This is a genomic window from Desulfuromonadales bacterium (assembly GCA_035620395.1).
Classification (GTDB): domain Bacteria; phylum Desulfobacterota; class Desulfuromonadia; order Desulfuromonadales; family DASPGW01; genus DASPGW01.
Map to the genome: position 1 here is coordinate 1 of DASPGW010000292.1, position 6,910 is coordinate 6,910.

The following is a 6,910-nucleotide window of genomic DNA, read 5'->3' on the forward strand; positions in this document are numbered from 1 at the left end:
GAATATCTTCGGCTTCTGTCCCCCCCGGCTCACTTGTCCCTGCGCGGCACTACGACAATCCCGGATTCCGTCACCGTGTATCCTTTGCGCTGGTCCTCTGCATGGTCGTAGCCGATCACCGAGCCGTCCGGAATCACCACATTCTTGTCGATGATGGCCTTCCGGATCTTGGCATGCCGGCCGACGTTGACGTTTTCGAAGAGGATCGAGTCTTCGACCAGGCTGTAGCTGTTGATCTTGCACATCGGGCCGAGGATCGAGCGCCGGACCATGCTGCCGCTGGTGATGCAGCCGGCGCAGACATAGGAATCGATGTTCTGGCCGCGGCGATCGTCTTCGTCGAATATGGTCTTGGCCGGCGGCAGGTTTCCCTGGTTGGTGAGGATCGGCCACTTGTAGTTGTAGAGGTTCAGCTGCGGCGACACGTTGATGAGGTCCATGTTCGCCTCGTAGTAGGAGTCGAGGGTTCCCACGTCCCGCCAGTAGCCCCGCTCCTCCGCCTTCATGCCGGGGATCACGTTGTCGTTGAAATTGTAGGCGAACACCCGGTCGCCCTTCGCCAGCATCATCGGGATCACGTGTTTGCCGAAATCCAGATCCGCATGGCTTTTCTTGCCTTCCAGCAGGACTTCGATCAGCTTCCGGGTGGGGAAGATGTAATTGCCCATGGAGGCGAAACAGGTCTCGCGCCCCGGTATCCGTTCCGGAACCGCGGGTTTTTCCGTAAAGCCGGTGATCCGGGCATCTTCGTCCACGGAAAAAACCCCGAACCGGCTGGCTTCCTCCACCGGCACTTCCAGGGCGGCAATGGTGATGTCGGCCCGGTTCATCCGGTGGAAGTTGATCATCTGGGTCACGTCCATCTTGTAGATGTGGTCGCCGCCGAAGACTGCCACGTAATCCGCATCCGAGGATTCGACGAAGCGCAGGTACTGGAGGATCGCATCGGCCGTCCCCTTGAACCACTCCTCGCTTTCGCTGCTGGTCTCGGGGGAAATGTCCACGTAGAACTCGCCCAGACCGGTCCATTTGCCCCAGGATTCCCGGATGTGCTTGTTCAGCGAGTAGGCCCGGTACTGGGTGAGGATGTAGACCTTCTTGATACCCGAGTTGAACAGGTTGGAGAGGACGAAGTCGATGATCTTGTATTTCCCGCCAAAGGCGACGCTCGGCTTGGCCCGGCGCAGAGTGAGCGGACTGAGACGCTCCCCCTTCCCGCCGGCCAGAACCATTGCAATGGTATTTCTTCCCACAGTGTCCATGGAATACATTGGTGCATCTCCTTGTGAGGCGGGGTTTTGGCTGGAACTGTTGCCGTATAGTTTGACAAAAACAGCTGCAAATGCAAGAAGAGGCGCCCGGCGTAATCTAATTTCCCTCCTGGCAGCGCACCACCATAACCGTCATATCGTCCGGCAACGGGACTTCCGGCGGCACCAGCGCAACCAGTCGGTCGACCATTTCCCCGGCGCTGGTCGCGCCTGCGAGCTGCCCGGCCAGTGTCCCATGGTCGAGAACCTGCTCGGGCAGGGCATCGATCAGCCCGTCACTGTAGAGAACCAGGGCGTCTCCGGCCCCGAAGGTGACCGTTCCCTCCTGGTAGCCTTCGGTGGAGAACACGCCCAGCGGCAGGCCCCGGGTGGACAGCTCTTCCACCCCGCCGGCTGCGCGGCGCAGAAAAACGAGGCCGTGGCCGCAGTCCACATAGGTCAGGCTCCGCCGGGCCAGATCGAGCTGGCCAAAGAAGAGGGTCACGAAGCTGTCGGAGCTATCCAGATCGTGACGCAGGACTCTTTCAGCCAGTTGCATGGCGACCGCCGGCTGATGCTCCTGGACAACGGCACGCAGGGTCGCCCGCACCGTCGCCATCAGCATGGCCGCCGCCAGCCCCTTGCCCATGACGTCCCCCAGGGTGAGCGTCAGAAGGTCCGGCGCCGTCTGCTGCCAGTCGTAGAAGTCGCCGGCGACCTGGTAGGCCGACTGACAGCGGGCAGCGATTTCAAAACCGGCGACGACCGGGGTTTCCTGCGGCAGCAGCTTCGACTGCATCTCGGCAGCAAACTCCAGTTGCGCCTGCAGCCGCAGGCGGCGCTCCTCGCTTTCCCGCAGTTCCTCTTCCGCCTTCTTGCGGTCGGTGATGTCGGTGATGGTCCCGACGTAGCCGACCACCTCGCCCCGGTCGTCCTTTTCGGCCATGACCTGGTTGTACAGCCAGACCCTTCTGCCATCCCGGCGCTGGAAATAATATTCGGCCTTGAACGGATATCCCTTCCGGGCGGTGGCCAACCACTCCTTGACGACGCCGGCCCGGTCCTCCGGGTTGTCCCCCCAGGCCAGGTTCAAACTCAACGCATCGTACCGCGAATATCCCGTGATCTCCATCCACCGGTCATTGACGTACCGGTATTCGCCCTCGGCATCGGTGTAGAAAATGCCGATCGGCGAAGCTTCGGCGAGGGTGTGATACTGCTTTTCGCTCTTGCGGAGGGCCTCCTCGGCCCGCTTGCGCTTTTCGATATCCCGGGCGACCGCGATGGCATAAACCGAATCCTGGAAGACCATCCGGTCGAGGGTGATTTCCGCCGGGAACCAGCTGCCGTCCCGCCGGTGCAGCACCGTCTCCACCAGTGCCCGTTCGCCGTTGCCTTCCCTGCCAGCGCAAATCAGATTCTTCGCCTTCTGGTTGCTCTCGAGGTCCGTCACGTCGAAAATCGACAACATCAGCAGTTCATCACGGCTCCGGCCGAGTTGCCGGCAGGAGGAGTCGTTGACATCGACGATGGTGGCGGAAGGGACCTCGATGAGAAAGATGGCGTCGTTGCTGTGGTCGAGAAAGGCCTTGAACCGCTCCAGTTCCTCCAGCCGCTGCTGCAGCTCGGGGTAATAGCTCTTGCGGATGGAACGCTCGCCGAGGCCGATCAGCTTCTCCCTCAAGTCATCCCCGTTATCCGGGGAGTCAGAGGGATTCTTCATAGATCACCTCAATGTCCCGCCGGTTCGGCCGGCGCGGGTTGGTCATCATGCAGGGGTCTCGCAGGGCCTTGTCGCTGAGCAGGGGCAGATCGCTGCGGCTGACTCCGAGCCGGTTGAGCACCAGATCGAGACCCGCCGCCCTCTTGATCTCTCTGACCTTCTCCAGCAGAGCGTTTTTTTTGGCACTGGGCGTCATGCCGCGCAGGTCGAGCCCCATGGCCTCGGCGATGCGCTCGAAACGCTCGGGGGAAGCGGGAAAGTTGAACTCGATCACGTGATCCAGCAAAATGGCATTGCACTCGCCGTGCGGAGCGTCCTTTTCCCCGCCGAGGCTGTGCGCCATGGCATGAGCGGCGCCCAGGATGGCGTTGGAGAAGGCCAGGCCGGCCAGCAGGCTCCCTTCCATGATCTTGATGCGCAATTCGACGTCCCGCGGATTGCGGATCGAGTCGGCCAGGTGTTTTGAGAGAAGACGAATCGCCTCCAGGGCATGCAGGTCGGTCATGGGGGAACTGGCATTGGAAACGAAGGCCTCGATCCCGTGGGTCAGGGCATCCAGCCCGGTACAGGCGGTGAGGAAAGGATCCATGCTGGTCAGGGTGAGCGGGTCGATCAGGGCCAGATCGGGAACCACAGATTTGCTGATGATGGCGATTTTTATCCTTTCCAGAGAGTCGGTGATGATTGCAAACTGGGACACGTCGGCCGAGGTTCCGCCGGTGGTCGGCACGCAGATCAGCGGCGGCATCGGCAGCTGCACCTGGTCCACCCCCTTGAACAGCAGGATATGCTTTTTGTTGGAGCTGACGATCCCGATCCCCTTGGCGCAATCGATCGGGCTGCCGCCCCCCACCGCGACGATGGCATTGCATTTCTCCGCCTGATAGCGTTCGGCCCCGGCCATGACCTGCTCGGCCCGCGGATTGGGGGAGACGTCGGTGAACAGGGCGAAGGAAAGACCTTCCGCCTCCAGGCTCGCCGTCACATCCCCGGTCCAGCCGGCCGCGACCACACCCGGGTCGGAAACGACCAGGACCTTTCGGCCCCCCAGGTTCCTGGCGTAACGGCCGGCCAGGCTCCGGGCGCCCACCCCGAAAATATATTCCGGGGCAACAAATTTCCTCAGTTCGAATTCGCCTTGCATACGATTCACTCCTCGAAGCCCACACCAACGGCGGATGGCCGAACTGTCTCCCGCCGAGGACTGGCTTCGCTTCGAGTCAGAACTTTTTTATATGTGAATTATAGCCCTCATGCCGGTTTCGCACAAACCGGAGAGCCGGCTACTGATCGCACACGTAAGACAGGGGGCGAAGTGATGGCTGAATGCGGCAGCAGGAAAGTGGGCGCAACGGTAACATTCGGTCGTTTCAACGCCGCCGGCAAAGGCCTTGCCAGCACCAGCGGAAAAGGTTACCCTTGGCTGACTGCTCCCATGGAAGGCGACAGAGGGGTCGGATCCGCTTGTCTGCCATTTTGATGCCTCAGACGATGCGTCGGTTTCAAATACCAAGTTTTACCATTGGTTTTGTTCCCGCGCTGAGCGATAATCAAACGCGCACCAATTGACTGATCGGATGAGTTAGAGACCAGTGAAGCCCTCTGAAGCCCTCAACGTGCATCGCAACGAAATCCGGCAGCTTGTGGAACGGTATCGACTCCGCAACGCTCGGGTGTTCGGGTCTGCCCTCCACGGCAGGGATACCGACGGCAGCGACCTCGACATCCTGGTCGACCCACTACCCGGGACGACGCTATTCGACCTTGGCGGCCTGCAGGTCGATCTTGAGGAGAGGCTGGGGGTTCCGGTTGAGGTTCTCACCCCCGGTGACCTGCCCCTGAAATTTCGCGATCATGTGCTTCAGGAAGCGAAACCGATATGACCGCCAAACAGCGCGAGTTGAGACTATCCGACTTCCTCGAACACGTAATCGAGGCCTCTGCGCTGGCCTGCAGCTACATTGAAGGTATGGATATTGAAGCGTTTCGGGCCGACAAAAAAACCCAGCAGGCCGTGATTCTGAACCTCATGGTCATCGGCGAGGCAGCCACGCAGATCATAAACGAGTATCCGGAGTTTGTTGCGGAACATCCGGAAGTCCCCTGGAGACAGATACGAGGGATGCGTAACCGCATGGCTCACGGTTACTTCGAAATTAACCTGGATATCGTTTGGGATACCGTTCAGGTTTCGATTCCGTCGATGAGGGAGAATGTACAAAAGCTCTTGACGAAGTGATCGTTGGGCGTGGGTCATTCGGTCTGACTCTAGTCATGCTGACCGTAGATCATTAGGCGCTTTCCACCGCGGCTGTCGCTGCAGGCCCCGTCCCCTTGCCAGGGTGACGGGGTTTACATTTTTTCGAAATTGCAGCTGCGGGCAATTTCGATACCCACCTTACCGTCCCCCTTCCACGGCACCGAAGGTGATCGCCGATTCCACCCTCTTAGGCGATATCAATCGACCCGCTTCAAGCCGCAGGACCTCCCCCCGCAGGCGCTGGGACTGGTCGGTATCGTGGGTGGAGATGATGACGGTGACTCCTTCGCCGGGCAGAGCGGCCAGGCAGTTCTCGAAGAGCGGCAGCGACTCCCGGTCGAGACCGGCCGTCGGCTCGTCGAGGAGCAGGACCTTCGGCCGCAGGACCATGGCCCGGGCCAGAGCCACCCGCCGGGTTTCGCCGCCGGAGAGGGCGCGCGCCGGGCGTGACTCGAACCCCCCCAAACCCACCTTTTCGAGCGCCGAGAGGATGCGGTGGCGCTGCAGATCGCCGCGGACATCCCGCAGCCGCAGACCGAAGGCGAGATTGTCGTAGACCGTGCCGTCGAACATGAACGGCGACTGCTCGACCAGGGTGATCTGCCGCCGCAGACGCTGGCGATCCGCCGCTCCCTGCACCGCCGTCCCGGCAAAGCGGATCTCGCCCCGATCGGGCGGCAGCAACAGGCCGAGCATCTGCAGCAGGGTGCTCTTGCCGGCGCCGTTCGGACCGGCCAGCAGATAGATCCGCCCGGCCTGGAAGTCCAGTCGATCGATGCTCAGGGTGAATCGGTCGCCCCGGCGGTATTCCAGATGATGCAAGGCAAGTATCGGTTCCATGGTTCTACCGTTGCTGCAGAAGATTGAGGAAAAGATTGACGACCAGGGCCACCGTCATCAGCACCAGCCCGAGGGCCAGGCCGAAGGCGAATTCCCCCTTGCTCGTCTCCAGGGCAATGGCGGTGGTCATTGTTCGAGTATAACCCCGGATGTTACCGCCAAGCATCATCGCCACGCCGACCTCGGCGATGACCCGGCCGAAACCGGCTACCACCGCCGCCATCACCCCGAAGCGCACTTCCAGAAGCAGTTGCCAGGCGGCCCGCAGGCGCCCGGCGCCCAGGGTCAGGGCGGTGTTCATGATCCGCGGGTCGGCGCCGGCCACCGCTGCCACCGTGTAGTTGGCGACGATCGGCGCCGCAAGCACGGTCTGGCCGATGATCATCGCCATCGGGGTGAAGAGGAGCCCCCATGCCCCCAGCGGCCCCTGGCGGCTGAGGAATCCGTAGATCACAAGGCCCACCACCACCGTCGGCAGGGCCATCAGGGTATTGAGCAGGGTCAGCACCGCCCGCCGGCCGGTAAAGCGCCCTGCACCGATCAGGGTCCCGGTCGGGATTCCGACCAGGGCCGCCAGCAGAATGCCGGCCATGGAGGTGTACAGAGAAGTCCAGACCGCCCCCACCACTTCCGCGTCGAGGTCGAGAATAAGGGCCAGGGCGGCACGCAGTGATTCGGTCAAAAAATCCAACTGAAAATTCCTGTAAAATCCGCCGTGGCGGATTACTTGCCGTACACGAAGAAGATCGGGTCGCCGTCGACCTTGAAATCGGCGATAATCTTCTGCCCCTGCGGGCCGGTGATGAAGTCGATGAACTTCAGCGCCAGGTCGTACTT

General features: G+C 61.4%; 7 protein-coding genes. 2 read left to right on the plus strand and 5 right to left on the minus strand.

Annotation, left to right across the window (positions count from 1 at the left end; all coding sequences use genetic code 11):
• Positions 1–29: 29 nt before the first annotated feature.
• The 3 genes from glgC to ercA form a co-directional block, all read right to left on the minus strand.
• Complete coding sequence (gene glgC, locus VD811_15885; protein HXV22464.1) at positions 30–1,271, minus strand: glucose-1-phosphate adenylyltransferase; 1,242 nt, start codon at positions 1,269–1,271, stop codon at positions 30–32.
• A 97-nt stretch (positions 1,272–1,368) separates the two neighbouring features.
• The gene (locus VD811_15890; GenBank protein HXV22465.1) at positions 1,369–2,973 is read right to left on the minus strand and encodes a PAS domain S-box protein; all 1,605 of its coding nucleotides are present in this window, start codon (positions 2,971–2,973) and stop codon (positions 1,369–1,371) included.
• Positions 2,957–4,117, minus strand: a complete 1,161-nt coding sequence (ercA, locus tag VD811_15895; protein HXV22466.1) for an alcohol dehydrogenase-like regulatory protein ErcA — start codon at positions 4,115–4,117, stop codon at positions 2,957–2,959. The genes VD811_15890 and ercA overlap by 17 nt, the downstream gene beginning before the upstream one ends.
• A gap of 448 nt (positions 4,118–4,565) precedes the next feature.
• Between ercA and VD811_15900 the strand changes: the two genes are divergently transcribed.
• Positions 4,566–4,856 (plus strand): nucleotidyltransferase family protein, encoded by a 291-nt coding sequence (locus VD811_15900; protein ID HXV22467.1) that lies wholly within the window; start codon positions 4,566–4,568, stop codon positions 4,854–4,856.
• Entirely contained in the window at positions 4,853–5,212 is a 360-nt protein-coding gene (locus tag VD811_15905) for a DUF86 domain-containing protein (GenBank protein HXV22468.1), read from the plus strand. Before VD811_15900 ends, VD811_15905 begins: the two co-directional genes overlap by 4 nt.
• A gap of 159 nt (positions 5,213–5,371) precedes the next feature.
• On the opposite strand, the gene VD811_15910 is transcribed toward VD811_15905, so the two are convergent.
• Both VD811_15910 and VD811_15915 read right to left on the minus strand, forming a co-directional pair.
• Positions 5,372–6,073 (minus strand): ATP-binding cassette domain-containing protein, encoded by a 702-nt coding sequence (locus VD811_15910; GenBank protein ID HXV22469.1) that lies wholly within the window; start codon positions 6,071–6,073, stop codon positions 5,372–5,374.
• Positions 6,074–6,077: 4 nt separating this feature from the next.
• Positions 6,078–6,764, minus strand: a complete 687-nt coding sequence (locus VD811_15915; GenBank protein HXV22470.1) for an ABC transporter permease — start codon at positions 6,762–6,764, stop codon at positions 6,078–6,080.
• Positions 6,765–6,910 lie beyond the last annotated feature (146 nt).

What these genes read in the sequence shown, in the direction of transcription:
- VD811_15890 (HXV22465.1), bottom strand. Translation starts at nt 2,973, where the DNA reads ATGAAGAATCCCTCTGACTCCCCGGATAACGGGGATGACTTGAGGGAG.
- glgC (HXV22464.1), bottom strand. Translation starts at nt 1,271, where the DNA reads ATGTATTCCATGGACACTGTGGGAAGAAATACCATTGCAATGGTTCTG.
- ercA (HXV22466.1), bottom strand. Translation starts at nt 4,117, where the DNA reads ATGCAAGGCGAATTCGAACTGAGGAAATTTGTTGCCCCGGAATATATT.
- VD811_15910 (HXV22469.1), bottom strand. Translation starts at nt 6,073, where the DNA reads ATGGAACCGATACTTGCCTTGCATCATCTGGAATACCGCCGGGGCGAC.
- VD811_15905 (HXV22468.1), top strand. Translation starts at nt 4,853, where the DNA reads ATGACCGCCAAACAGCGCGAGTTGAGACTATCCGACTTCCTCGAACAC.